We start from the raw sequence: 24,364 nt of genomic DNA, 5'->3' as shown, positions 1-24,364 counted from the left end.
CTTATCTCCCTCCGCCTATCGTAATGGATCCTGCGTCTGGCTCCGTCGGGTAACTGGTCCATTTTCAGCGCGCAGCACCACAACGGTCAAATCGTCGTGCGGGTCGGCCTCTCCGCGAAACACCCGCGCCGCCTCGATGATGGCCGCCTCAATCCCCAGCGCATTCAAATGCGCCGACTGCTGCACCACGGCAACCAGCCGCTCTTCGCCAAACTGCTCCTGCTTCGAATTCATGCATTCCGTCAGTCCGTCGGAATACAGCACAATCGTATCGCCCGGCTCCAGTGACACATCCTGCACTTCCAGGTTTCGCTCAAAGATCAGGCTCCCGGTGATGCCCAGGCCCACGCCCTTCGGCTGCAGGAACTCACAGCTCTTCGTCGCCGACCGGTACAGCACCGGCGGATTGTGGCCCGCCCGCACATGCCGGAACACTCGCTGCTCCGCATCCAGCACGCCCAGCGACATGGTGATGAACGTCTTCTTCTTGCCCGTCTCCACCACAAAGCGGTTCAGCCGCGACGCAATCACCGGCAGATCCGGAAACCGGGTCTGGGCCGAGGCCAGCATGCCCTTCGTCAACGTCATGTAGAGCGCCGCCGGCACGCCCTTGCCCGACACATCCGCCACGCAGAAGCCCCATTGCCCGTTCGGGAACGGCAGGTAGTCGAACAGGTCGCCGCCCACTTCGCGCGCCGGTTCGCAGACGCCTTGAATGCTGTATCCGGGGATCTCCGGTGCGCTCGACGGCAGCATGCCCTGCTGCGCACGGCGCGCCACGCTGAACTCCGCTTGCAGCCGGTCGCGGTCTGAACGCGAGAGTCCCAACTCACCGGGCTCCATCAGCGTCTGCACCGCTTCCTCGTCCGTCGCCCGGCCGAAGATCCAGACGCAGACCGCGGCCCCCAGAGCCAAGCCCTGCACCGCAACCACGCGCCAACCCGCCCCCTGCCCAAACGCCAGGAACGTCGCCGCAAAGGTCGCGCCCCAGAGCCCCACGGGCGCCACCCACACCGCCAGCATGCCCGTCGCCCGGTACAGCAACGCCAACCCGCCCAGCAGCGCCGCGCCATAGACGACATTCGGCCAGAACAGCGCTGGAAATGGATCCCGGTACACAGCCACAAACACCACGCCCACCGTGCCCATCAGGGCCCACCGCAATCCCGGCCGGCGGATCTTGAAGATAGCCCAGGGCAGGGCGAGGACAAAGAAACCGTACGTCTCCCACGACAGGATTAGGCCCTCGAACGGCTCAAACCCCGGGGCCGGCGAATAGAGAAAGCCCGGGTCGAAGATCTCCACCACCGCTTTACTCCAGAAAGGCAGCGCGGCGATCAGGTAGGGCAGGCAAGCCAGGCCCGCGCCGGCCCACAACCCTAACGCCACTTCCCGTCCAAACTGCCGGTCGCCCAATCGGCCCAGCGTCACCAGCCGCAGACCGATCCACTGCGGCCTCTCCCGCGCGGGCAGAATGGAATACCCGGCGGCCACCAGGACAAACACCGTCAAGGCCAGAAACGCGTTGATGGCCAGCGACAACACGACGCTCGCGTCGCCCAGGCCGCCGTTGTCGAACGACCGGAACGCGCCGTCGGAGCTCGCGGCCCCGCCCACCACCGCCAGCACAATCGGCACGGCCGCAATCCCAATGGCGCGGTAGCCGAAGGCGGTGTGGTCCTTTCGCTTCGTGAGACGTGCGAACACGAGATATGTGGCCAGCAGCGTCAGCGCCGAGAGCAGGACGATCCGCACTCCGCCCTTGATGCCTTGCATCCGCGAATTGGTCTCCCGGATCGGGGCCAGCAGCCGGGCTGAGACATCCAGCCGGTAATCCACCCGCACCACCCGCGGACCGCTTGTCACGACCTCGATATGAGCCACCATGCCCGCCGAATCCGCGTCAGCCCACTCGAATGCCGATCGCCACCCCTCCTGGCTGCGCACCCCGCTCGCGGTCCGTTCAAACCGGCCGGCAAAGCCGCCCGCGTACCGCTGCAACTCGCGCTCAGCCAGGCCGGGAACGTGATCCTGCTTCGCGGTCTGCGCTTTAGGATGCCGGTCCAGGTAGCCCATCGGCCGCCCATCCGGAGCCAAGGTCACCAGCACCGCTTCCGAGTCCTTCGGCGAGGTCGCCAGCACCCGGATCTGCAACGGATTGAACGCCTCTGTGATCGCCTTCCCGTCAAATGCCTCGCGCACCTGCGCATTCTGCCGGTCGATCCGCGTCGACACATAGGTCGACCAGCCGGAAGTGTTAGTGCCGTACTCCTGGGCCAGTTTCTGCGCCGCGCTAATCGCCTGCGCGCGCGTCAGCTTCGGCTGCCACCTGCGTGTCGAGCTGTCGTGAGCCGGAAACAGGCCGGCCAGCACGGCTATGCCCATCGCACCCAGCACCGGAATGGCAATCGTACCCGGCTTCACGCCACTTCCTCCATCTCGCCCTCGGCCACGGAGTCGTAGCGCAGCACCACCGCCGTGAGGTCATCGGTCAATTCTTCCCTGGGATGCTCGCTGCCCTGCATCACCGCCTCCAGCACGGCGTCATGCAACTGCCCGGCCGTCTCGATATGGCGGAACGACGCCGCCTTGCGCAGCAGCTCCTGCGGGGAGCCCGCGTGCCGCGCCTCGAGCAGCCGCGACAGCCCGTCCGTGTAGATGAACAGCGCGTCGCCCGGCATCACTTCCAGATGCGCTGACTCCACCGCCTGCCCCGCCTGGTGCGGCTTGGGCGCCAGTTCCGCCACCGCGCCGTCCTGCGACAGGATCAACATGCGCGGATACGGCCCCACACGAGCCATCTTGACAGTGCCGTCCGCTGGATTCAGCATGAACAGGGCCAGGCAGGTCCGGCCCGAAGGCCTCTCGAGGTAACTGCCCAACGCCTGCTCCAGCCGAGCCAGGGTCTCCTCCACCGTGGCGCCGGCCGAGCTCTCATACATCAGAAAGCCCTTCGCCAGCGCAATCGTCAGCGCCGACGCCAGCCCGTCATTTCCGCCTTCGGCCACCACCACGCCCAGCCGCCCGCCGGAGATGGGGAAGAAGTCGTAGAAATCCCCGCCCACCTCGTGGGCTGGCGTACACGACGCCGCAATCGTCAAGCCCGGGATCTGCGGAGGATGCTCCGGCAGCAGCCGCAACTGAGCTTCGCGGGCGGCATTCAACTCCGCTCGCAACGAGAGCCGTTCCGCCAGGTTGCGCGCATGCTTCGGCTGGACTTCCTCTTCCTCATACCGCCGCCCGCGCCACGCCGCGATCGCAAACGGCAGCAGCGTCCCCGCCGCCACCGCGCCCGTCAACAGCAGGCCGCCCCGCCAGTAAGGCAGGATCCGGGCCAGCTCCACAATCGAGATCAGGAACATATAGGCCGTCAGCGAAGCCACTGAGGCCAGATAGTCCATCGCGAAAAACGGCACCAGCACCGCCACCGCCAGCACGGCCGTGCCAAACCAATAGATCGGCGAAGTCATCACCACCGAATCGCCGAGATTGCCCAGCGCCAGCGCGGTTGCCCCCAGCAGGACATACTGCAACCGCCGCGATTTCACGTGCCTCCGCAGGAACGTCAGCGGCACCAGCAGGTTGGCCACGGAATTGAACAGCGCCACGAACGGGAGATTCACCAGCAGGATCAGCAGCGGCATCCGGCCAAAGGTGAAGGCGATCGGACCAAACGGGGTGCGCGGCGCCCGCATCCCAAACAGCGCATAACCCGTTTCCAGGATCAGGAAGAGCCATGCCGCCGCGATCGCACCCGACAGCACCGACGCTCCGACGTTGGCAGAGAACAGCTTGCCGCACAGCAGCGTGTCCAGGGAGGTCAGCTTCCCCGGCCACGACTCCCGCACCTCGCCTTCGCCCGATCCATACGCAATTCCCAACAGCAGGCCCTGCAACGCGAAAACCAGCCCGATGGCGAACAACTGGATGAAGTACGCGGGTCCGCGCAATTGGTCCGGCCGCAAATCCGGCACGCTGAAGAAGGGATCCACCACCAGGATCACCAGCCCGAACGCCAGCATCGTGGACGCCAGCATCAACATGCGCAGGTGCGGAGCCTCTTTCTCCATCGTCCGCCGCGTATAACGGTAGCCCGCATACAGCGTCAGGAATACCAGCAGCACCACCCGCAACGTGCCACCCAACTGCTCCGTCGCGGCGCCGGGCGTGATCTCCCGGTCGATAAACGAATCCGCGAAATTCGGCCGCACTTCGCGCAGGCTGATCCGCTTGCCCACCACATCGAACGTGAAGGCCAGTTCGATCTCCGGAGTCCGCCTCGGTTGGATGCGCCAGATGAACCGCCGCGCGCTGCCCGCCCCCGCGCTTTCCGCAGTCGAAGCCTCAGGCTCGCCAAACCGCGCCAGGGCCATGTCCCCCAGCCAGTCCCTCAGCGCTTGCTCCGCCACGGCTTTGGCTTCCGCATCCGACGTGTCGCCGGCGCCGGCCGGGAACACGGCCCCGCCCAGCCGGAACGCCGTCACGAAGCCGCTGGGACCCATCTCCGCCTGCACCCAGCCCTTTTCGTCGGGCCGCATTAGCAGGGTGGACACCGTGGCCACGGGCACGAACATGCGCGTCCGGGAACTGTCCGGGGTCTTCAGCCGTTCGAAGTACGTCTCCGCGTACGGCCGTTTGTTGAAATTGACATACTCCCGCCAACCCCGCACGTCGATGCCGGAGTCCCGCGCAATCGTGCGCGTCACTTCCAGCGCCTTCTGCCGGTCAATCGTGATTTTGAGGTCGCTGCCGCGCCGCACCGCCTTTTGGATCCAGAATCCTCCGGCCAGCGCCAACGGCGCGGCCAGCACGAAGAACAGCGTCCAGCGGCGCCGGGCCGCTGAACTCCCTGGCTCCACAAACGGCTTCAGCAGAGCATCGGAAATTGGCATCGAGTTCAGTCGGTCCTCTTCAACACCATTACCGTAATATCGTCAAACTGCGGAGCGCCGGCCGCGAACTCGTCAATCGACTGGAAGACATGATCCAGAATCTCGCTCGCCGGCAGGTGTACGGTCCGCCGTACACACTCCACCGCCCGCTCCACTCCAAACTCGAGGTCGTCCACCGTGCACGCATCGGTGACACCGTCGGAGTACAGCATCAGCACGTCACCCGGGTGTATATCGAATTCGACGACTTCGTATTCCCGCTTGGGGAACAGCCCGATCGGCAGCCCCGTGGTGGTCAGCATCTCCACCTCCCCACTGGCCCGCAGCAGGATTCCATCGGAGTGGCCGCCGTTGACGTACTCGCACTTGCCGCTCACCGGGTCGTACCGCACGAAGATCGCCGTGCTGTACTTATTGCCTGGAGTCGACGCGTAGAGCAGGTCGTTGGTCCGCGCCGCCAGGTCGATCAAGGCCGGATGCGACGACAACAGCGCGCGCAAAGTCGCCTGGATGTTCGCCATCAGCAGCGAAGCCGAAATTCCCTTGCCCGAGATGTCGGCCACGCACAGCAGATGCGGATTGTCCCGGCCGCTGGGCCCAATCGGCAGCACGTCGTAGTAGTCGCCGCCCACCTGGCGCGCCTGGCGGTTCCGCGCCCAGATGTCCGATTGGCGCAGGTCCGGCAGGCTCTTGGGGAACAGATCCTGCTGAATCGACGCGGCCAGCGTCAACTCCTTCTCCAGTTGCTGCCGGTATAGGGTGTCCCTGAAGTGCCAGGCATTGTCCAGCGCCACGGACGCCTGTGCAATCAAACCCGTGCAAAAATCCAGGTCCGAGGGGCTATACGCCAGGTTCGCGGGCCTCGGCCCCAGCGCCACCATCCCGCAGATGGTCTCGCCCGAGCGCAGCGGGAACAGCAGGAAACCGTTCGCCTCCACCGTATTGCCGGACTCGTCCAGCAATCCGCGCCAGGTCTCCAGTTCCTGTACTTCGATCCCCTTGGCCCGGGCGATCGGCGGCTGGTTCTCTTTCCACGTCAGCATGCCATGCTTGCGGACGGCCCATCGGCCGCTCAGCGTCAGCATCAGCATCTGCGCCACTTCGTCGGCGTCGATGGTTGCCGCCAGGCCGCGCACCAGGTCTAGCAGCGCGCGCAGCTCCTGAATCTTCTGGTCCAGCGCACGGTTGCTCTTGATCACATCGGAGTGCGCCCGCGCATTCGCGATCGAAGCCGCCGCCAGCGAAAGCAGCGCCTCCAGGAAGTCCACTTCGCCCGGTTCCAGCGCGCCGCGAGCCGGCTTCCCTAGCGCCAGTATGCCCAGCGGTCCGGCCTCGTCGCCGATGGTATGGATCGAGTCGAGCCCCAGCGTCAACGCTTGTGTGGCATCAAATACCGCACCGGCTGGCAACCCGGACACACCGCGCGAAAGCGCGATCTTCAACTCATCGCCTTCCTTCAGCGCCACCGCCGCCCGCATGATCAGCAGCCGGCCCATGACGGTCCGCAGCAAATGCCGCAGTTGATCTTCCAGTTTTAGTGAAGAACTCAGCAGTTTGGCGGATTCGAGCAGGCTCTCCAGCCTCGTTGCGTCGAGTCGAGTGTCCGTCAGGCGCGCGTCCATTAGAAGAGAGGATAGCGCGCTGCCGCCTCGGTTGTCCTAATACTTGTGACTAGTGTGTGGTGGCCGCCGCGTCTTCCCCGGCGCCACTCTCCTCAGTCATCACCCGGCGCCGCCAGCGGGTCTTCAGCCACTTCAGCAGACCCGTCCGCTCCAGCAGCGCGTACGCGATCGTCCGCACCGCGCCAGTCAGCAATCTCAGCACCATCAACTGCACGCCCCGCCACGACCGCCGGAACAACAGCGCCTCCACGTGCATCGCATGCTCCGACGCGTAGACCTCTTTGTATCCGCTGTCGCCCAGGCCAAACTCGATCATCTTCACCCCGCCCTGGCGGCACAGATCCTCCAGGACATGGTGGAACACCGCCGTACCCGCGCTCAGGTGGCGGAACTCATCGTCGAAGCCAGTGTGCGAGCCCCAATAGGTGTCCTTGTACAGAAAACCCTGGTAGAACGCCACCGGACGGCCATCCAGATAGAGCAGGTAGATCCGCGACATGCCGTGGCCGCACAGCCAGCGCATCTTCTTCATCGCCAGTTCGCCCGGATCGAAGCCCGCGCCGATCTTGCTCTGGTAGCTCGCCTGGTCGATCTGCCGCACGTCCGTCAGCGCCAGTTCCAGGTCCTCCGGTTTGGTGTAGCAGCGATACTCCACCGCGCCCGCCCGTTGCAGCCGGTTCTGGATGAACTTCACCTTTCGCCGTGTATTCTTCGAGTGTTCGCGCAACAGGTCTTCGTACTTGGGCGGCAGCGTCCGCCGCCAGCGCCGGTTCTTCAGTGGGAAATGGTCGCGGAACAGGAACGACGACGCGCGCAACTGGCGGTCCAGGGCACCGCCTTCGGGAATATAACCGAATCGCGCCACATCCGCCGCACCCTCGCTCAGCATTTTCCGAATCGCGGTGATCAGCGCCCCGGCCGCCTCGTCGTCGAATTCACCCCACGTGCGTCCATAGTCAACGTCCAACTGCCTGACCCGGCTGCGCCCGGCCACCTTCGTCGCGAGGCGCCATTCCATCTCGGTCTCGTCCACCCTGGCCGCCAGGACCCCGCGAATCGCCTCACCCTGCCGGCAGACCAGGAAGATCAACCCGCTCTCGAATTCCAGGCACGCTGCGTCCGCCTCCGGAAACCAACCCTGCTCCGCCAGAAAGGGGCGGTAGGGGGCCATCTCCTGCCACGACCGGACAATCTCCACCACGGGACCTACAACTTCCGTCATTACATGTTGTTCATCGGCAGGTCCAACTGAAGGCAATACCGGATGTTCGATAGCCATTTAGGGCAGGGAAATGAGGAAAAATCGGTGGGGATTCAATCCAGCGGCGGGTCGGTCTCGTACATGCCCTTACGGAGGAAACGAAGGGCCTCATCCGGCTATTCGTATGGGCGGTGGCGGCACTGCCGGACGGACAGCGCCGCCACCCTTTTTCTACAGCGCGACCGACAGCGTATTCAGCCCGGCCGGGTTGGCCTGCTCATACGCCGCGATCTCCGCCTCGTGCTTCAACAGGAACCCGAGCTCGTCGACGCCTTCCAGCATGCAGGTCTTCGAGAACTCATCCACCGGGAACGTACACGTGCTGCCATCCGGCAGTGTGAGCGTCTGGCTGGCCAGATCCACGCTCACCTTGGCCAGCGGGTTCGATTCCAGCGTGCTGAACAGCTTCGCATGCACGTCCCGCGGCACCGCGATCGGCAGCAGCGAGTTCTTCAGGGAGTTGCCCTTGAAGATGTCCGCGAACGAGGTCGAGATCACCGCCCGGAAGCCGAACTGCGTCAGCGCCCACGGAGCATGCTCGCGCGACGACCCGCAGCCGAAGTTATCCCCCGCCAGCAGCACCTGGGCCGACTTCGCCGGCTCCTGGTTCAACGGGAAGTCCGCCTTCGGCGACCCGTCGGCGTTGTAGCGCCAGTCGAAGAACAACTGGTCGCCCAGGCCGGCCTTCGAAATCGTCTTCAGGAACCGGGCCGGGATGATCTGGTCGGTATCAATGTTATCGGTCGGCAGCAGCGCCACCGAGGATTCAAATGCCGTGAACTTTTCCATGTCCGGTTCTCCTTACCCAACCAGCGTGCGCGGATCTGTCACCGTTCCGCTGATGGCCGACGCGGCGGCCGTCAACGGGCTGGCCAGAAACGTCCGCCCGCCCTTGCCCTGGCGTCCCTCGAAGTTGCGATTGGAGGTCGACACCGAATACTGCCCCGGAGTTAACTGGTCTCCGTTCATGGCAATACACATCGAACAGCCCGCCTCGCGCCACTCAGCGCCGGCATCCCGGAAGACCTTGTCCAGACCCTCGGCTTCGGCTTCCCGCTTGATCTGCTGCGAACCCGGCACCACCATCACCCGTACCTTCGGGTTCACCTTGCGCCCCTTCAGGACCCCCGCCGCCGCCCGCAGGTCGCTCATCCGCGAGTTCGTGCAGGACCCAATGAACACCACATCCACCGGCCGCCCGGCCAGTGGCTTGCCCGGCTCCAGGCCCATGTAAACAAGCGCCTTCTTCAACGTCTCGCGTTCCACTGCGTCGCTGATCGAGGCCGGATCCGGCACCGCGCCGTTGATCGAGATGCCCATGCCCGGATTCGTGCCGAACGTGATCATCGGCTCCAGCGCGTCGGCGTCGATGCTCACCTCGTGGTCGTAGGTCGCGCCCTCGTCGGTCGGCAGTTCGCGCCACTTCGCCACCGCCGCATCCCACGCCGCACCCTGCGGAGCAAAGGGACGCCCGTTCAGGAACTGATACGTCACATCGTCCGGAGCGATCAGGCCGGCGCGCGCGCCGCCTTCAATCGACATGTTGCAGACGGTCATGCGCTCTTCCATGGTCAGCGCGCGGATCGTCGAACCCGTATATTCGAGTACGCATTCCGTCCCGCCGCCCACGCCAATCTTGGCGATCAGGGCAAGAATAATGTCCTTCGCAGCAACGCCCGGCCTCAGTGTGCCGTTCACGTGCACAGCGAAGCTCTTCGACTTCCGCTGCAGCAGCGTCTGCGTCGCCAGGACATGCTCCACCTGCGACGTGCCGATGCCGAACGCCAGCGCGCCGAACGCGCCGTGCGTCGCCGTATGCGAATCGCCGCAGACCACCGTCTGGCCCGGCTGCGTCAGACCGTATTCCGGTCCAATCACATGGACGATGCCCTGACGGTTGCTGAGGTAGCCAAAGTGGGGGATGCCGAACTCCCGGCAGTTCTTCTCGAACTGCTCCACCTGCGCCTTGGCGATAGGATCGATGATAGGCAGGTCACGCGGGGCCGTCGGGGTCGAGTGGTCGCACGTGCCAAACGTCTTGTCCGGGCGGCGAACCTTCAGCCCCCGGTCGCGCAGACCCTGAAACGCCTGAGGCGAGGTCACTTCGTGGACCAGGTGCAGATCGATGTACAGCAGCGCCGGAGCACCGGCTGGTTCGCTGACGACGTGGGAATCCCAGAGTTTTTGGATGATTGTGCGGGGCATGGACTGATTTCTTTCGGGATCACTCCGTCGCTGGAGCGCCAGGCTTGCGGGATAGCCCGGGGCGCCAGCGGCAGAGCAAAGTTAGATCGCTGCGCAGATCGCCGCGCCAACCTGTTCCGTCGTGAGCGGGGTGCCCTTCGGTTTCAGATCGGCCGTCACCTGACCGGCGTTCAGGACTGATTCGATTGCATTGTTCACGGCCGTGGCTTCTTCCATCAGGCCGAAGGAGTACTCGAGCATGGCCGCCACGCTGCCAATCGCGCCCAGCGGATTGGCTTTGTTCTGGCCGGCAATGTCCGGAGCCGAGCCGTGGACCGGCTCATACAAACCCACCCAGGCGCCCGACGGCTTCTGCTCGCCGATCGAGGCCGACGGCAGCATGCCGATGGAGCCGGCCAGCACCGCGCCTTCGTCCGACAGGATGTCGCCGAACATGTTCTCGGTCACCACCACGTCGAAACGGGTCGGATTCAGCACCAGCTGCATGGCGCAGTTATCCACCAGGACGTGCTCCAGTTCGACGTCCGGAAACTCGGCTGAGACCTCAACCATTACTTTGCGCCACAGCTGTGAAGTCTCAAGGACATTGGACTTATCGACCGACGAAACCTTCTTGCGGCGCTTGCGGGCCAGGTGGAACGCCATGCGCCCGATGCGCGCGATTTCGGCGCGCGTGTAGGTCATGGTGTTCGTGCCGCGTTCCGTGTCGCCGCTGCCTTCCACGCCGCGCGGCGTCCCGTAGTAGATCCCGCCCGTCAGCTCGCGGACGATGATCATGTCGGTGCCCTCAATCCGCTCATTCTTCAGGGGAGATGAGTCAATGAGAGCCTTGTAGGTGCGCACCGGCCGCAGGTTGGCGTAGACGCCCAGCACCTTGCGGATGCCCAGCAACCCGCGCTCCGGCCGTTGGGCCGGAGGCGCGTTGTCGAACTCGGGCAGGCCCACTGCGCCCAGCAGGGTCGCGTCGGCGTCGGCCGCCAGTTTGGCGGTTTCGTCCGGAAAGGGCGTGCCGGTCTTGTGGATGGCAATGCCGCCCAGCAACCCGTCAGTGAGCCGCAGCGTGTGGTTGTACTTCTCGGACACCCGTTGCAGAACACGCACAGCCTCGCGCGTGACCTCCGTGCCGATGCCGTCTCCGGGCAGAACTAGGATGTTCAGGTTCATGTTGCGTAATTGTTTAACTGTCTACTGTCAACTAATAGCAATCAGGGGTATTTAGTCCGCAGCGGCAGACTCGGAATGCACGCCTTCGCCGGCCTTCAGCGTGTGGATCAGCGCCAGGATCTCCTGGTCTGATACGCCCTTCTTCCGATCGGCGATCTCGATGAATCCGTGATAGACCACGTCCAGTTCGTCCTTGCCCAGGTGGTAGCCCAGGTGCTCGCACTTCGACCGCAGCGCGTGCCGCCCCGAGTGCTTGCCCAGCACCAGACGTCCCTCCGGAATCCCGACCGACTGCGGGTCGATGACCTCGTAGGTCGACTTCTCCTTGAGGTAGCCATCCTGGTGGATGCCCGCTTCATGCGCGAAGGCATTGGCGCCGACGAGCGCCTTGTTCGGCTGGGGCCCGAAGCTGATGATTCCGGTGAGCATCTGGCTCGCCGGGTAGATCTGTTCCGTGACGATACCGGTGTAGAACGGCAACCGGTCCTGCCGGACCTTGATCGCCATGACGATCTCTTCCAGCGACGCATTGCCGGCCCGCTCGCCGATGCCGTTGATGGTGCATTCCACCTGGCGGGCGCCGGCCCCGATGGCCGCCAGCGAGTTCGCCATCGCCAAGCCCAGGTCGTCGTGGCAGTGCACGCTGATGATGGCGGAATCGCCCACCGCGCGCACCATCCGGCCGATCAGTTCCGCATGCTCGTCCGGCACGGAATAGCCGGTCGTATCCGGTAGATTCACCGTCCGGGCGCCGGCGGCCACCACGGCGCGCGTCACCTGCTCCAGATAATCCGGATCGGTGCGCGTCGCGTCTTCGGCCGAAAACTCGACGTCTTCCACATACTGGCGGGCCAGGGCGACCGCGGCACAGGCCTCGTCCAGCACCTGCTGTCTTGTCTTCTTGAGCTTATACTTCAGATGGATATCGCTCGTGGCGATAAACGTATGGATTCGCGAACGCTTCGCCGGCTCAAGCGCGCTGGCGGCTCGCTCCACATCCATCTTGCAGGCCCGGCTCAGCGCCGCCACCTGAACCCAGGGCAGCTCCGATGCCACTAGCCGCACCGCGTGGTAGTCGCCTTCCGAGGCAATCGGGAACCCTGCTTCCAGGATGTCCACTCCTAGCTCCGCCAGCTTGTGGGCCATCCGAAGCTTCTCTGGCACCGTCATCGAACACCCGGGCGACTGTTCACCATCCCGGAGAGTCGTGTCGAAGATGTAAACGCGCTCTCTGTTTTGCGTATCTACCATTCTGCGTTCGCGCTCCTTAAGTTGATGGCCCGGCTCACCTATCGTGTGGGTGACACTGGCGAGGGAGGGGCCAACTATCTTCATTGTGGGGTTCGAAGTCCAATTTGACAAATTTATAATGTGCTTGTCCAGAATAACTCAGACGAATATAATAAGTTCTATAAATGGGCGCTAGGGGCGCCCCTAGGCTAGACGTATGGAACTATATCCACTCAAAGTTTTCCTAACTGTAGCAACCGAAAAGAGTTTCTCGCGCGCAGGGGAGAAACTGCTACGGACCCAACCCGCCATCTCCCTGGCCGTACAGCGGTTGGAATCGGAACTCTCCGAGAAACTACTCGACCGGACTGGCCGCGAACTCGTCCTGACCGATGCCGGCAAGATTGTCCTCGAATACTGCCGCCGCTTCGAGAACCTCGAGCGCGAAATGGACAACGCACTGGCCGAGTTGCGGGACATGGCCGCCGGCCGCCTCTCCATCGGAGCCAATGAGTCTACCTGCCTTTATTTGCTGAAACATATCGAGAGTTATCGAAGGCTCTACCCGAAGGTGAAAGTGCAGGTGCGCCGCACTCTGTCGAGCAAGATTCCGGCCCAGCTCATCGATGGCGACCTGGAGCTGGGCGTCGTCAGTTACGACCCCGAGGACGACCGCCTGGAGAGCCGGATCATCTACATCGACCACCTCTCGTTTGTCCTCTCGCCGCAGCACCGCTTTGCCGGTAGGAAATCCATCTCCATCAAAGAGCTGGGGATGGAGACCTTCATCGCCCACAACGTCCTGAGCCCCTACCGCGAGGTCGTCATCAAGGCGTTCCAGCGCGCCAAGGTCCAGCTCAACATGGACGTCGAGATGCCGACGGTCGAGACCATCCGCAAGATGGTCCAGAAGAACGAGGGCGTCGCCTTCCTGCCCAAGATGTGCGTGGAGCAGGAGTTGGAGCAGGGTTTGCTGGCTGAAGTAGAAGTTGAAGAATTACGCGTAGATCGTAAGATTCGCTTGGTTTATCCAGCGAGACGAGCACTGAGCCACGCCGCGAATGCCTTCCTGGAGGTAGTGCAGGGGCCCAAATCGGAATGAAACGCCGCATCCGGATCCTGCTGATCGAGGCTCTGGTGATCGTCCTCGCGGTCTCCTGTCTCGGCGGCGTTGTTCTGTGCGAGAACGCCCTGCGTCTGCCGGCCAATCACCGGCCCTCGCCGCCCGCCGGCTTTGGCGCGCCCGTCGAGATCCAGGCCGCCGATGGCATCCCTCTCAAGGCCTCCTGGTTTCCTCCAAAAGACCCTGGCGCACCGGTCGTCATCCTCCTCCATGGCGTGGGGGACTCCCGACGCAGCTTCGGCGGCATCGTGGCGATGTTCCAGCGCAACGGCTTTGGAGCCCTGGCGCCCGACAGCCGCGGCCACGGCCTCAGCGGCGGCGACCAGTTCACCTTCGGCCTCAAGGAGGTCGGCGACCTCAACCGCTGGTGCGATTGGGTCGAGAAGTCGAGCCCCGGCAGCAGGTTATACGGTTTGGGCGAATCGATGGGCTCCGGGATTCTCCTCCAGGCTGCCGGCCCCGGCACGCGCTTCCGGGCGGTCGTGGCGGAGAGTCCCTTCGCCACCTTTTGGATGGTAGCCAACCACCGCGTAGGCCAGTTGGTCGGCTACGCGGCGACGCCTTTTGTCGCCGGTGCATTCGTCTACGCCCGATTAAGGTATGGCTTGAACTTTAGAGAAGCATCTCCCTTAAAACAGGTGAGTAAGCCAGGAGTTCCGATTCTCCTCATCCACGGCACGAAAGACGAGAACATCCCCATCGAACACACCCGGTTCCTGGCGTCGGCCAACCCCGGCCGGATCCAGGTCTGGGAGGTGCCCGGAGGCGATCACGTGGACGCCATCGCGCGGGCACCTGTCGAGTTTGAAAAGCGCGTAATCGGATTCCTGCACGCGAACTAGTTCGTGCCCAGCGCGGACTTCACCGCCGGCATTTCGGCCGGAGTGACGCGAAGCACAGGGTAAGTGTCTTTGTCTGGTTCGAAATACGGAGACCGCTGGAAGAGCCACAGCAGCCGCGCCCGGGGATTCTTGGCAAATGTGGCATCGCTTTGCACCTTGGCGTCGAACTCAGCCTTGAGCGCCGGATTCTGCTTCAGCATCTCCACCGCGTACGGCTCGAAGACATAGTCGCTAAAGTACTCTTTCTGCTCGAATACCGACTGGAAGAAGCCCCACCGCACAGCCGAATCCGGAGCCGCCGGTTCCAGGATATGCATGGCCACTTTCCCCGCTCGCTGCGCCGCCGGCACGTAGACGCTGCCTGCGGGAATCTCGACCGCCTGGTTCGCAGTCCGGCTGGTGAAGGACTGCACCTGGAATCGCCCCTCGAACGGAGCCGTAGCCCAGCGCACGTTTTCCACTTTTGTTACATCGAGAGTTTGATTCAACTTTTTGTTTATTGTTTGTGTTTTAATACCATGAATATGAAGGAGTTCGATGACTTCATTCCACTGTCTGGGGACGATATAACCATCCGGCGCCACAGGGGCTACCTTCTCTGTCAGGCTCCGCACCAACTGCGCCTGTTGATCCACCGGCTTGGCCGAGTACCGCACCACCGGACCTCCGGAAACCGTGCTGACTGGCCGTTCAAAGGCCAGTAGCCGTTGGACATACGGTTCCTGCTTGTCGCCCGGCGTGCCTTCCAGAAAGACCTTCGCGCCCGGCTTCAACGCTTCGTAGCGCTGATCCGCCGCCAGCGACGCCGAGCGCAGCGCCTTGGCTTCGGTGCAAATTGCGTCCAGCGAAACGGCCATGATGTCGTAATGAGACCAGACTCTCGTTTTGAACGACTTCAGGGAGTGCGTCTCCACCAGCAGCCCGGCCCGGTTTTGTGCCGCGGCATAGCCTGTGGAATAGCGCGGCGAAGCGGTCATCACGGCCAGGGAATCGCCGTTCCGGCCGCGGCCCTCGATGTACCAGCCCACCACGTGCCCCAGTTTCTCCATCTCGGGGATCAGCTTGGTCAAGTACTTCTTCTCTACCCATTCGCCTACCTCAGGCGCGATGTCCTGCTCCGTATGAGTCGCGATGGTGACGTCATACTGGTTGTCGCTGCCGTCGGTGACGTGATTGTCGACCAGAAAGTCAGGTAGCCAGGCGGTGTAGAGCTTCAGCCACGCCCGCATCTCCGGCGTCTGGGCTTTGAGATAGTCGCGATTCAGGTTCAGCCGGCTGGCATTCACGCGGAAACCCATCTTGGCCGGACCGTTCTCATTGATCCGGTTGTAGCCGGAGACATGCTCGTGCCCGTCCGCATTAAACACGACGATCGAGACCAGAATCGAGTGGTCGAGCCAGGCGGCGTGGCGTTTCGTGACCAGCACGTCGCGCAGCAGCATCATGGCCGCGTCCTTGCCGCCGTTCTCGCCGGCGTGGATCCCATTCTGCAGCAGGACCACCGGCTTGCCCGTGCGGCGAGCCGCCTCCGGTGTAAAAGCCTTTTCCTTGGAGACGATTAGGGCATATAACGTGCGGCCTTCCCCGGTCTGGCCCAAGGGCACGAGTTTGGCCAAGGGTGAGAGTTTCTCCAGCTTCCGGTAGAAGGAGACGGCCTCATCGTAGCTGCCGGTCTCCTGGTAGTTCGACTGCTCCGCGTGAGTGCGCAGGTCTTTGGGGGCGGCGGTCGTGCTCTCGGCGAGCGATTGCGCGGCCTTCATGGTGGCGGTTTCGGCTTGCGATTGCGGCGGCATGGGCGGAACGGCAGCCATTTGGAGGGCGAGCAAAAAGCACAGTGACATCTTTTTCAGACTAGCCGAATTCGAAGCTCCGCCCCGCTGGTAGACTTGTCGGTATGCGGAAGTATTGGCCGGCCGGATTGATCCTGGCGCTCGCCCTGAGCGGCTGCGGTGGCGCGAAACAGAAGACGCAAGCCGTCGATTTTGAGAAGCTTACGGGAGATTTCGTCTACTCGACCCTCGCCCTGTCGCCCGTCGCGGCCACCTCCTCCGGCTACCACCAGCACAACGGGGTTGTGCTCGATTCCGCCCTGGACGACTATTCCGCCGAAGGACTGGAGAAGCAGCGCAAGCATTTCAACGACTGGAAGGCCCGCCTCGCGGCTATCGATCAGTCATCTTTGGATGCCGAGTCGAAGGCCGACCTCGAGATCATGCAGGGCCAGGTCGACTACGCCCTGCTCGACCTCGACACCCTCAAGTCGTACCAGCACAACCCGACCATGTATGTGGAGTTGATCGGGAACGCGATCTTCACGCCCTACAGCGTGGAGTACGCTCCAGAACCGCAGCGGTACCAGCACATCATCGACAGGCTGAAGGCGGTGCCCGGCTTCCTGGCTGCCGCCCGCAAGACCCTGATGGATTCGAACGGGGTTTGGACCCGTGTGGCGATCGAGGAGAACGAGGGCAACCTGGCTCTGGTCGAGAAGGTTTTCCCCGCCAAGGTACCGGCAGACAAGAAAACAGAGTATGATCAGGCGGCAAAGTCTGCCGTAGATGCGATGCATTCTTTCAACGACTACTTGAAGTCGCTGAAGGACACCGGCGCCGACGGCTGGCGGCTGGGCAAGGCGAACTACGACGCCAAGTTCAAGCTCGCCGTGGGCAGCGACACGACCCCGGAACAGCTTCTGGCCGACGCCGAGGCCGAACTCCTGGCCGTCCGCAAGAAGATGTTCATGCTCTCCCTGCCGCTGCACGTGAAGTACTACCCCACGCACAAGGATCCGGTCGACCTCAACCTGATCGTCGGGGAGACCCTGGCCAAGATCGCGCAGAAGCATGTGAAGGCGGACGATTACTTCAAGGAAGCCGAGAAGACCCTGGCCGAGACCCGCGCCTACCTCAAATCGCACGAAGACAAGATCGTCAAGATGCCGGGCCAGGACAACCTGAAGCTCATCGAGACGCCGGAATTCATGCGCGGGATCTATGGCGTGGGCGGCTTCAATCCGGCTCCGGCGCTGCAGCCGGAACTGGGCGCCTTCTACTGGCTGACCCCGATCCCGAAGAGCTGGCCGAAGGATCGCGTGGAGTCTAAGCTGCGTGAATACAACGACTACGGGTTAAGAATTCTCACGATCCATGAAGCCATTCCGGGCCACTACGTCCAGTTGGAATACGCCAACGCCGTCCAGCCGAAATCGCGCCGCGTGCTGAGGTCAGTCTTCGGCAGCGGTCCGTATGTCGAGGGCTGGGCGGTCTATGCCACCGACGTCATGATCAACGAGGGCTACATGGACAAGAACCCGGAGATGGCCCTGACCTGGGGTAAGCAGCAGCTGCGCGCGATCTCGAACACCATTCTCGACATCAAAATGCAGACCATGGGCATGACGGACGACGAAGCGATGAAGCTGATGCTGGAGAAGACCTTCCAGGAAAAGGAAGAAGCGACGGCCAAGCTGCAGCGCGCCAAGCTGAGTTCGTGCCAGCTGCCCACTTACTTTGCCGGCTATCGCGCCTGGAAGCAGTTGCGGGCCGCGGCCGAGAAGGCGGACGGCGCCAAGTTCGTGCCCGGCGAGTTCCACCGGAAAGCCCTGGCGGCCGGAGCACTCCCGCTGCCGTCGCTGGGCCGGCTGCTCGGCTATTCCACCCAGGCGCCCGCGGCAACGCCTGCGAAGCAGTAAGTAGTGGCGAGTAACTTCGCGGCGGTTGGCACGTCGAATCAAGTGAGGAGCTGGGATCGCACCGGCCCGGCTTGGCTCTGCGATTCCGCGGGACCAGTACATTCGAGCCTTGCTAAGGTCTTACGGAGCATGCTTCAATCAGTGCATCCCAAGTTCGGGAGCTGACCGCCCATGTGGAAACAGGCTGGATTCTGGATTAGAGATCTGACTCTATCCGTCTTGATTGCTCTGGTTGTCATTCTTTTCCTCTATCAACCCGTAAAGGTGGAAGGGACGAGCATGATGCCGGCGCTGCAGGACCAGGAGCGCGTCTTCATCAACAAGTTCGTCTACCGTTTGGGCTTCGGAGAAGTCTCACGCGGCGATACTGTTGTGTTCTGGTTCCCGGGCGATCCCTCCAAGTCGTACATCAAGCGCGTGATCGGGCTGCCCGGTGACATCGTCGAGGTGCGTGCCGGCACGGTGGTGGTGAACCAGAAGGCGCTGGAGGAGCCCTACGTTCCGGAAGAGTACCGGGACCGGCAGTCCGTTGCGCCGATGAAGGTGCCCGATGGCCAGTACTACGTGCTGGGCGATCACCGCAGCTCTTCCAACGACAGTCGTAGTTGGGGGCCCGTCCCCCGCGACGCTATCTATGGCAAGGCCGTCTTCGCATACTGGCCGCTGGCCAAGCTCGGCGCCGTCCCATAAACCAATCGCATCCGGTCTGGACGAACGGCTACTCTGAATCATGGTTGAGCCGGAAGATCACGGGTCAAATCTCAGGCGGATCCGCTGGCTGCTCGGAATGGGTTTTGGCGGGCTGCTGGCGCTGATGGTCCTGGTGAACGCCTACTCGGTGAGAGTGCTCCAGGAAGTCGACGAGATCGACGACGGCGGCACCAACGAGTTCCTGGCCAAAAGCGATGGCCTGAACCTGCTGAGGTCGAACGCCGGCCTGACCGCGTCTCGCGTCCGCGACGCCGTCCTCGATCCCAAGAGCGCCGACCGCCAGCGCGAGGGCGAAGCCGCCCGGGCCGCCGCCGCCGACACCCTGGTCGCCCTGGATCAACTGCGCAAACTCGCCAACGCCTCCGAGATGAAGCAGTTGGATGAGTTCGACCGCCGCTTTACTTCCTATTGGGAGTCCGCTTCAACGGCCGTCGTGAACGCCACATCCGAGGCCAGGACCACCAGCTACAACGTCTTCGCCGAACAGCTCGCTCCGGGTAGGGAAGACTTCATGCGCCCCTTGGACGACCTGCGCCGCGGCATGGAAGCCAATCTCCGCTCGGCCGATCGGACTGCCTCGCAATTGATCCTCACCCTGCGCCAACGGGTGTCGATCACCATTCTTCTGGCCACCGTGCTGGCGGCGGTCCTGGCCTTCTTGACGGTTTTCTACCTGATGCGGCTGGAGCGCCTGGCGGCCCGGCGCTACCAGGAAGCGCAGGAGGGGAAGGCTGCCCTGGGCCAACTCTCCGCCCGGCTGGTGGATGTCCAGGAGGAGGAGCGGCGCAATCTGGCGCGTGAACTGCACGACGAAGTGGGGCAGTCGCTCTCCGCCTTGCTGGTCGATCTTGGCGAGGCCCAGCACTATGCGCCGCCGCAGATCAAGCCGCTGCACGCGGCGCTGGAGTCGGTGAAGAATCTGGCCGAGATGACGATTTCCAATATCCGCAACATCATGCTGTTGCTGCGGCCGTCCATGCTGGACGACCTCGGGCTGATGCCGGCCTTGCATTGGCAGGCGCGGGAGACGACGCGAACTTCCAGCGTGCGGGTCCAGGTGAAGGCCGATAACGACGATCTGGAACTGCCGGACAGCCACCGGACCGCCGTCTACCGGATCGTCCAGGAAGCGCTGCGCAACGTGACCCGTCACTCGGGCGCGGCGATGGCCATAGTGACTGTCCAATGCGTGGACAGCGCGGTGGTCGTCGAGGTGAAGGACGACGGCCACGGCTTTGATACCAATGCCACCAAGGGCGTGGGCCTGCTGGGGATGAAGGAGCGGGTAGACCATCTGGACGGAACCTTCCGCATCACCTCCGCGCCCGGGCAGGGTACACTCATCCGGGTGGAACTGCCGCTGCCGGTGGAAGTGCACTCCCAGGTGAGCTAAGGCACCCGGCCTCTCCGGACATCAAAATACCCTCCCAACGGGAGTCACCGTCCGGTGTCGGGCCGCGTTCATTGGATTGGACACGGTGGTCGTGAGACCAGCCCGGCCCGGAAAGAGGCTCGATCATGAAACTGGGAAACAACACGTGGCGGCGCACCTTACTTACGTGTGCCGCCGCCTGCTCTTTGGTGCTCTCCGCGGGCGCCGCCCGCGCGGACGTTCTGCTGCACTATCCGGCCGCCGCCGCCAAAGGCGTGGCGAAGACGGCCAAAGCGGTGGCCGGTGGAAGTGAACACGCAGCGAAGGCGACGGCGCATGGCACGGGCCGGATGGTGAAGGCGATCCGGCACGTTTGACGCCCGCCGCCGCCCTATTTCCGCCGCAGAATCCAGACGGCGAGGGAATAGAGCAGGCTCAGCAGCAGGCAGGTCACGATCGGGAAGTAGAAAGTGGTGTTCCTGCCGCGGATAGTGATGTCGCCGGGGAGGCGGCCCAGTGGAATGTGTAGCTTCCCGGCGACATAGACGAGCAGGCCTGCCGCGAAAACCAGGGCTCCGATGATCATCAACGTGCGCGCCATCATGATGGGGTTCCTGGGCCGGGTTGGCGGTTTGTTGTCGGCATGGCGGATGAGGGCCGCGGTTGAGGCTTCTTCGCTATGATACCGGAGCGGGGCGGCGGAGTCGCCGGAACAGAAACACCCGTGCACGTTTTATACACAGGCTTTGCACAGCCAGTGGCCCGTATTGCTATGATTCAAAAGGAGATAAAGTCTGAGGATTCCCGTCACGAAATCGCAATATTCCTTTGACTCAAAAACGGATCGGGTGCATATTGGTGTTGGTTCCAAGAGGTTCACGGAACAGCGAGCCGAAGGGAATGTAGCGGGCCTGGAACGATGATCCGCTGGTGTTGATATTTTACGATTCCACCAGTGGGGAGCGAAGGGAAATCGGGCATTGCCAACGGTAAGTTTCTTAGGCGGCAGGCCGGATCGGGTGCTTTGATCTGGAGGGGTGCGAGCCCTGAAGGGGAGCGACGAACCGGAAGCGCCGTCGAGAGTAGTGTGGATAGAGTGTTCAACGGATCTTGGTTGTAGAGCTCCCCGGTGGTTCTCGAGACTGGCCGAGGAGGGAGACCGAGGTGGACCGGGTTCATGAAGTCCGCATTACGGAGCTGAAGAGGTAGGGTAGGAGCTTTAACCCCTCCAAGGTGACCCGGCAACGGGAGAGTCTTTGAGGGCGAGCAAAAACCCGCTTCGAGGTTCCAGCTTCGCTTCGGCAATTACAGCCGGCGCAGTGAAAGGCGTTGAAGCGCAGGCGGGCAAATCCCGCAGGCGTGGAGCCGATCAATCTAGCGCTCAAGTTGCCGCAAGTGACAGGTCCAAGCCTGGCATGCAGGTTGGGGGACGAGCTGAATCCGAGGGTCACTTGGAACCATTTTCATTTTGGCGGCGCGGTTCGCGCACCAATCCCCCCAGAACACACCCATCCAGTGGATGAGCTGCCCGGCTCTCAGAACGTACTTTGCAAGGCCGGAGTGTGCCTAACCGCCGTAGAGTTCGTGGTAATCGGCGGCGGGTGGAACGCTAGGTTGGGGCGTCTGCTGATCCGCGGGCCGGATATAGCGCTGTTTGCGTGGACGCCAGCTCATGAAGTTAGTGCGGCACGGGTCGCAGCGCCAGCGGTGAGCCCCAAACCACGCCTTCAAGTCCATCCAGGCGCTTTGCTTGTAGTACTTGGGGTCCCAGGTGGAGAGATCCATGCGCAGGCAGCGAGGGCACTTCGCATAGCCGGCATTGGCAACGCCCAGGGGATTTGCCAGAAACCGGTGGTAGCAGTCGGAACATCTAAATGGGTAGAACCCGAAAAGCAGCAGGAGATTCTGCCGGAACCCGTGCGCGGGCATGCTCCTCGCGTGCGGGGAGTCACATTCCGGACAATTGACGAACTTCCTCTTGGGCAATTCAACCCTCCTCCGTAAGGGTCAATAGCAGTATATCCCAGATCTGCCGATTGTGGCTATCTTTAGTACTCTCAATGGCCTACGCTCGAACGGTGGCCCTACGAACAGCCTGTGCGACATAGTCTCTTTCGTACCTAGCAAATTCCGCAGCCAGTGCCTGCCGAACTCGGTCGCTGGTCTGAACTGAGAGGCCTTCTACTTCGGATACCGGCAGAAGATCTCGGGTACTGGACGTTATGAATATACCATCACCTCGCTCCAAGTCATCCAAAGATATTTCCTTCTCGATGATCTGAATACCAGGAATCTGGATTTTTTCCACAAGAATCTGGCGCGTGATGCCTGGCAGGCAGCCGGATGACAGCGGCGGGGTCACGGCGGTGTCGCCAAAACAGACGAAGATGTTGGCGGAAGTGCATTCGCAAACCTCGCCTCGCTCGTTGAGAAGGACTACTTCATCCTGGCCCCGCCGGTGCGCCTCTTCATACCAGACCAGGTTGTTCGCCCACGAGGTGGTCTTCGTTCCGGTGAAGACGCACGCCGCGTGACGCGCATTGGGGACAATGCCGAGCTTGCAGGTGCCGCCCCAGTTGCTGCGAGCGGCCGTGAAGGCGATGAGATCGAACTCGGGCTCGGTGATGGAGCCGGACCACATGGTGCCGGTATTCCGCACCACCGCGATCCGCATAGTGGCGTTGAAGTCCTGATTCGCCTCCACCAACCGCAGCAGCATCTCTTCGAGTTCAGCCGCGGACCACGGGAAAGGCACCCGCAAAAGGTCGGCATCCCGGTTCAACCGGGCCCAGTGTCGTTGGAACTCAAAGAGCACTCCTTCCACTACTTTGACCGTAGAAAAAATGCCCCAGCCCGAAAGCAGGCCCACCTGGCCTGGATTGAGAATGAGTTCGTCGGAAGGGCGGATCTGACCGTTGTGGAGGAGTTGGGGGCGGATCACCTCACCAGTTTACTCGAAGGGCGAGGCTGGCTGGACTATCGCCAGAGGGGGAAATAGTGAGCTTTCGCCCGCGTGGTGGCGACCAGCAGATCCTCGATGCGGCCGCGGCGTTTCATCAGCCGGTCCAGCAGCACTTCCAGCAACTCGGAATCGCCCTCCAGCCACGATTGAGGCATCTGCCGCAGCACCTCGTCGCACAGGTTCTCGGGACAGAATCGAGCCCGGTCGAGCCAGGGCTGGAAGTCGTCCAGGCTCCGCACGGAGGCGTAGACGATGGGCCGGAAATACAGGCCTTGAATCGGCGAATCGTGGAATTCCCATTGCGGGCCGTCGAAAATGTAGCCGTGGTCCACCATCTGGGCGATAAACCCCTTCTGCAGGGCTGGCGCGCTGGGCTCATCCAGCCAGTCTCGAATGCGGCGGCGGAAGAAGATGGCCTGCCGCGAGTCGGAGTTGGAGGTCCATTTGTCGAACACCAGCGCGCCCAGGAACTGGCGCAGGTTGAACACGCTGGTCAGCAGGGAATCGGGCAGGTAGTCATAGACGGCGTCGCTGGCCGGATTGCCGGGAAACTGCGAGCCGAAGTGCCACCCGGCGGAGACGGGCCGGCGGCTGTTGCCCATTTGAAGGCAGATGTCCGGTTCGGCGGACAGCAGCGGCTGCGGCAGGTTGACCACACGCACCTCGGGCGCCGCAATCTGCAGGTGGCGGAGAAATACGGCCGCGACCCATTCATTCACCAGGATCCGGCGGTGCTGGGGATTCTCCAGGAATTTGGTGACATAGTGACGGCCATCGTCACAGGCAAGCAGTTGGGCCTGTGCGCCGCCACGCATGCGGCGTTCCAGCCGCGTAGCGTTCACCGGCATCTGCAATCTAGGATAATCGTTTAGTGAGTTTCCGGCACCCGCTCAAGGCGCGGGCAGCCGATTTTTATCAGGAGCAACCGAGACCATGGAAGAGAAGTCCAAAACGCCCGAGACCCAAAGCGGCAAAGGGGGCGATGAAATCGCGCTGGATCTGATGAAGTTCATTGCCACCGCAACAGGCTATGGCAAGGGATCTCAGGCAGTGGGATTCACCGGCAAAGGCGCCCGCACGCCGGAAGAGCATGCCGAAGCGCTGCTGGAGCTGTTTGAGCGGTGCCGGACGGTGGTCAAGAAGGAGAGCTAACAGGTCCCTAAAAGAGATCAGGGCGCCCCATCCGGCGGCGCCCCATTGAACATCAGCACGGGCTGAATTGGTTTCGGTCAGATCGCCCAGAAGGCGATCCAGGTTCTCTCGTGCCGTTCTTTGACGGCATCCGGAGC

At 62.8% G+C, this 24,364-nt stretch carries 20 protein-coding genes; 7 read left to right on the top strand and 13 right to left on the bottom strand.

Annotation, left to right across the window (positions count from 1 at the left end; all coding sequences use genetic code 11):
• Positions 1 to 15: 15 nt before the first annotated feature.
• From IRI77_RS10895 to IRI77_RS10860, 8 genes are all read right to left on the bottom strand, one after another.
• Entirely contained in the window at positions 16 to 2,424 is a 2,409-nt protein-coding gene (locus IRI77_RS10895; protein ID WP_194452098.1) for a PP2C family protein-serine/threonine phosphatase, read from the bottom strand.
• Positions 2,421 to 4,892: a PP2C family protein-serine/threonine phosphatase gene (locus tag IRI77_RS10890; RefSeq protein ID WP_194452097.1), complete on the bottom strand. Its 2,472-nt coding sequence runs from the start codon at positions 4,890 to 4,892 to the stop codon at positions 2,421 to 2,423. The genes IRI77_RS10895 and IRI77_RS10890 overlap by 4 nt, the downstream gene beginning before the upstream one ends.
• A 5-nt stretch (positions 4,893 to 4,897) precedes the next feature.
• Positions 4,898 to 6,514, bottom strand: a complete 1,617-nt coding sequence (locus IRI77_RS10885; RefSeq protein WP_194452096.1) for a PP2C family protein-serine/threonine phosphatase — start codon at positions 6,512 to 6,514, stop codon at positions 4,898 to 4,900.
• A 49-nt stretch (positions 6,515 to 6,563) separates the two neighbouring features.
• On the bottom strand, positions 6,564 to 7,736 hold the full coding sequence (locus IRI77_RS10880) for a GNAT family N-acetyltransferase (protein WP_194452095.1): 1,173 nt from the start codon (positions 7,734 to 7,736) through the stop codon (positions 6,564 to 6,566).
• 210 nt (positions 7,737 to 7,946) lie between these two features.
• A complete protein-coding gene (leuD, locus tag IRI77_RS10875) occupies positions 7,947 to 8,564 on the bottom strand; it encodes a 3-isopropylmalate dehydratase small subunit (RefSeq protein ID WP_194452094.1) in 618 nt (205 codons plus the stop codon).
• 12 nt (positions 8,565 to 8,576) lie between these two features.
• Positions 8,577 to 9,980: a 3-isopropylmalate dehydratase large subunit gene (gene leuC / locus IRI77_RS10870; RefSeq protein ID WP_194452093.1), complete on the bottom strand. Its 1,404-nt coding sequence runs from the start codon at positions 9,978 to 9,980 to the stop codon at positions 8,577 to 8,579.
• Positions 9,981 to 10,061: 81 nt separating this feature from the next.
• Complete coding sequence (leuB, locus tag IRI77_RS10865; protein ID WP_194452092.1) at positions 10,062 to 11,144, bottom strand: 3-isopropylmalate dehydrogenase; 1,083 nt, start codon at positions 11,142 to 11,144, stop codon at positions 10,062 to 10,064.
• Positions 11,145 to 11,195: 51 nt separating this feature from the next.
• Positions 11,196 to 12,395 carry a 2-isopropylmalate synthase gene (locus tag IRI77_RS10860; RefSeq protein ID WP_194452091.1) on the bottom strand — a complete coding sequence of 400 codons (1,200 nt, stop codon included), beginning with the start codon at positions 12,393 to 12,395 and terminating at the stop codon, positions 11,196 to 11,198.
• Positions 12,396 to 12,591: 196 nt separating this feature from the next.
• On the opposite strand from IRI77_RS10860, the gene IRI77_RS10855 reads away from it, so the two are divergent.
• Entirely contained in the window at positions 12,592 to 13,476 is an 885-nt protein-coding gene (locus IRI77_RS10855) for a LysR family transcriptional regulator (protein ID WP_194452090.1), read from the top strand.
• Positions 13,473 to 14,339 carry an alpha/beta hydrolase gene (locus tag IRI77_RS10850; protein ID WP_194452089.1) on the top strand — a complete coding sequence of 289 codons (867 nt, stop codon included), beginning with the start codon at positions 13,473 to 13,475 and terminating at the stop codon, positions 14,337 to 14,339. The genes IRI77_RS10855 and IRI77_RS10850 overlap by 4 nt, the downstream gene beginning before the upstream one ends.
• Here the strand turns inward: IRI77_RS10850 and IRI77_RS10845 are convergent.
• On the bottom strand, positions 14,336 to 16,180 hold the full coding sequence (locus IRI77_RS10845) for a M14 family metallopeptidase (RefSeq protein ID WP_194452088.1): 1,845 nt from the start codon (positions 16,178 to 16,180) through the stop codon (positions 14,336 to 14,338). The two genes, IRI77_RS10850 and IRI77_RS10845, sit on opposite strands and share 4 nt — an antisense overlap.
• Positions 16,181 to 16,233: 53 nt before the next feature.
• Between IRI77_RS10845 and IRI77_RS10840 the strand changes: the two genes are divergently transcribed.
• The 4 genes from IRI77_RS10840 (at position 16,234) to IRI77_RS10825 (ending at position 20,490) form a co-directional block, all read left to right on the top strand.
• On the top strand, positions 16,234 to 18,030 hold the full coding sequence (locus tag IRI77_RS10840) for a DUF885 domain-containing protein (RefSeq protein WP_194452087.1): 1,797 nt from the start codon (positions 16,234 to 16,236) through the stop codon (positions 18,028 to 18,030).
• 171 nt (positions 18,031 to 18,201) lie between these two features.
• On the top strand, positions 18,202 to 18,720 hold the full coding sequence (lepB, locus tag IRI77_RS10835; RefSeq protein ID WP_194452086.1) for a signal peptidase I: 519 nt from the start codon (positions 18,202 to 18,204) through the stop codon (positions 18,718 to 18,720).
• A gap of 40 nt (positions 18,721 to 18,760) precedes the next feature.
• Positions 18,761 to 20,134, top strand: coding sequence for a sensor histidine kinase (locus tag IRI77_RS10830; protein ID WP_194452085.1), 1,374 nt, complete (start codon positions 18,761 to 18,763; stop codon positions 20,132 to 20,134).
• A gap of 125 nt (positions 20,135 to 20,259) precedes the next feature.
• The gene (locus tag IRI77_RS10825) at positions 20,260 to 20,490 is read left to right on the top strand and encodes a hypothetical protein (protein WP_194452084.1); all 231 of its coding nucleotides are present in this window, start codon (positions 20,260 to 20,262) and stop codon (positions 20,488 to 20,490) included.
• Between the two features lie 14 nt (positions 20,491 to 20,504).
• Here the strand turns inward: IRI77_RS10825 and IRI77_RS10820 are convergent, their stop codons facing one another.
• The 4 genes from IRI77_RS10820 to IRI77_RS10805 form a co-directional block, all read right to left on the bottom strand.
• Positions 20,505 to 20,717, bottom strand: a complete 213-nt coding sequence (locus tag IRI77_RS10820) for a DUF2905 domain-containing protein (protein ID WP_228486679.1) — start codon at positions 20,715 to 20,717, stop codon at positions 20,505 to 20,507.
• Between the two features lie 962 nt (positions 20,718 to 21,679).
• Positions 21,680 to 22,042: a hypothetical protein gene (locus IRI77_RS10815; RefSeq protein ID WP_194452083.1), complete on the bottom strand. Its 363-nt coding sequence runs from the start codon at positions 22,040 to 22,042 to the stop codon at positions 21,680 to 21,682.
• A gap of 136 nt (positions 22,043 to 22,178) precedes the next feature.
• Entirely contained in the window at positions 22,179 to 23,054 is an 876-nt protein-coding gene (locus IRI77_RS10810) for an aminotransferase class IV (protein ID WP_194452082.1), read from the bottom strand.
• Between the two features lie 35 nt (positions 23,055 to 23,089).
• Positions 23,090 to 23,923 carry a HipA family kinase gene (locus tag IRI77_RS10805; RefSeq protein ID WP_194452081.1) on the bottom strand — a complete coding sequence of 278 codons (834 nt, stop codon included), beginning with the start codon at positions 23,921 to 23,923 and terminating at the stop codon, positions 23,090 to 23,092.
• Between the two features lie 85 nt (positions 23,924 to 24,008).
• Here IRI77_RS10805 and IRI77_RS10800 point away from each other — a divergent pair, with 85 nt between their 5' ends.
• Positions 24,009 to 24,227 carry a hypothetical protein gene (locus tag IRI77_RS10800; protein ID WP_194452080.1) on the top strand — a complete coding sequence of 73 codons (219 nt, stop codon included), beginning with the start codon at positions 24,009 to 24,011 and terminating at the stop codon, positions 24,225 to 24,227.
• Positions 24,228 to 24,364: the final 137 nt, after the last annotated feature.

This window comes from Paludibaculum fermentans (assembly GCF_015277775.1).
Classification (GTDB): Bacteria; Acidobacteriota; Terriglobia; order Bryobacterales; family Bryobacteraceae; genus Paludibaculum; species Paludibaculum fermentans.
The sequence above is the reverse complement of the archived record's forward strand: the minus strand, read 5'-3'. Positions and strand labels throughout refer to the sequence as shown.

Excerpts from the sequence above, each read along its gene's own strand:
- IRI77_RS10890 (WP_194452097.1), bottom strand. The coding sequence starts at position 4,892 with ATGCCAATTTCCGATGCTCTGCTGAAGCCGTTTGTGGAGCCAGGGAGT.
- IRI77_RS10885 (WP_194452096.1), bottom strand. The coding sequence starts at position 6,514 with ATGGACGCGCGCCTGACGGACACTCGACTCGACGCAACGAGGCTGGAG.
- IRI77_RS10880 (WP_194452095.1), bottom strand. The coding sequence starts at position 7,736 with ATGACGGAAGTTGTAGGTCCCGTGGTGGAGATTGTCCGGTCGTGGCAG.
- leuD (WP_194452094.1), bottom strand. The coding sequence starts at position 8,564 with ATGGAAAAGTTCACGGCATTTGAATCCTCGGTGGCGCTGCTGCCGACC.
- leuC (WP_194452093.1), bottom strand. The coding sequence starts at position 9,980 with ATGCCCCGCACAATCATCCAAAAACTCTGGGATTCCCACGTCGTCAGC.
- leuB (WP_194452092.1), bottom strand. The coding sequence starts at position 11,144 with ATGAACCTGAACATCCTAGTTCTGCCCGGAGACGGCATCGGCACGGAG.
- IRI77_RS10860 (WP_194452091.1), bottom strand. The coding sequence starts at position 12,395 with ATGGTAGATACGCAAAACAGAGAGCGCGTTTACATCTTCGACACGACT.
- IRI77_RS10855 (WP_194452090.1), top strand. The coding sequence starts at position 12,592 with ATGGAACTATATCCACTCAAAGTTTTCCTAACTGTAGCAACCGAAAAG.
- IRI77_RS10850 (WP_194452089.1), top strand. The coding sequence starts at position 13,473 with ATGAAACGCCGCATCCGGATCCTGCTGATCGAGGCTCTGGTGATCGTC.
- IRI77_RS10845 (WP_194452088.1), bottom strand. The coding sequence starts at position 16,180 with ATGTCACTGTGCTTTTTGCTCGCCCTCCAAATGGCTGCCGTTCCGCCC.
- IRI77_RS10840 (WP_194452087.1), top strand. The coding sequence starts at position 16,234 with ATGCGGAAGTATTGGCCGGCCGGATTGATCCTGGCGCTCGCCCTGAGC.
- lepB (WP_194452086.1), top strand. The coding sequence starts at position 18,202 with ATGTGGAAACAGGCTGGATTCTGGATTAGAGATCTGACTCTATCCGTC.
- IRI77_RS10830 (WP_194452085.1), top strand. The coding sequence starts at position 18,761 with ATGGTTGAGCCGGAAGATCACGGGTCAAATCTCAGGCGGATCCGCTGG.
- IRI77_RS10825 (WP_194452084.1), top strand. The coding sequence starts at position 20,260 with ATGAAACTGGGAAACAACACGTGGCGGCGCACCTTACTTACGTGTGCC.
- IRI77_RS10820 (WP_228486679.1), bottom strand. The coding sequence starts at position 20,717 with ATGATGGCGCGCACGTTGATGATCATCGGAGCCCTGGTTTTCGCGGCA.
- IRI77_RS10815 (WP_194452083.1), bottom strand. The coding sequence starts at position 22,042 with ATGCCCGCGCACGGGTTCCGGCAGAATCTCCTGCTGCTTTTCGGGTTC.
- IRI77_RS10805 (WP_194452081.1), bottom strand. The coding sequence starts at position 23,923 with ATGCCGGTGAACGCTACGCGGCTGGAACGCCGCATGCGTGGCGGCGCA.
- IRI77_RS10800 (WP_194452080.1), top strand. The coding sequence starts at position 24,009 with ATGGAAGAGAAGTCCAAAACGCCCGAGACCCAAAGCGGCAAAGGGGGC.